Origin of the sequence: Caulobacter vibrioides OR37 (assembly GCF_000372645.1) — a bacterium.
Classification (GTDB): Bacteria; Pseudomonadota; Alphaproteobacteria; order Caulobacterales; family Caulobacteraceae; genus Caulobacter; species Caulobacter vibrioides_E.
This window is the reverse complement of record NZ_APMP01000070.1, coordinates 1-688: the sequence shown is the minus strand read 5'-3', so window position 1 is coordinate 688 and position 688 is coordinate 1. Positions and strand designations below refer to the sequence as shown.

The following is a 688-nucleotide window of genomic DNA, read 5'->3' as shown; positions in this document are numbered from 1 at the left end:
TATTACGTGTGGTCTAAGGAGTTCATGGAGGCGGGCAAGCGCCGCCTGGCGGGCGATACGGCCCGAGCCGCGACGACGGACGAGGTCAAGGACCTGCGCCGAGAATCGACGGCCCTCAAAGAGGTGGTGGCCGAACAGGCGCTTGAAATCCGCCTGCTCAAAAAAAGCATGATCGCCGATGGGGGCGACGGGGAATGAGATATCCCGCTTGCGAAAAGATCGAGATCATCCGCCTGGTCGAGCAATCGACCCTGCCCGTGCGCAGGACGCTGGCCCAGATCGGCGTGCCCCGCGCCACCTTCTATCGCTGGTATGATCTTTATCAGACCGGCGGTCCGGAGGCGCTGGAAGACCGCCCGGCGCGCCCAAGCCGGGTGTGGAACCGCATCCCCGAGGATGTTCGCGCCGCGATCCTGGAGATGGCCCTGGAGCACTCGGAGTTGAGCCCGCGGGAGCTGGCGGTGCGCTTCACCGACAGTCAGGGCTACTTCGTCTCGGAAGCCAGTGTTTACAGGCTTTTGAAGAGCCATGACCTGATCACCAGCCCGGCCTTCATCGTCATGAAGGCCGCCAAGGCGTTCACCGACAAGACCACGGCGCCCAACCAGATGTGGCAGACTGATTTTACCTACTTCAAGATCATCGGATGGGGCTGGGTCTATCTGTCGACGATCCTGGACGACTTCTC

General features: G+C 62.1%; 1 pseudogene. It reads left to right on the top strand.

The window, feature by feature from the left end:
* Positions 1-688, top strand: a pseudogene (locus tag OR37_RS20535) (IS3-like element ISCc3 family transposase); the annotation flags it as partial.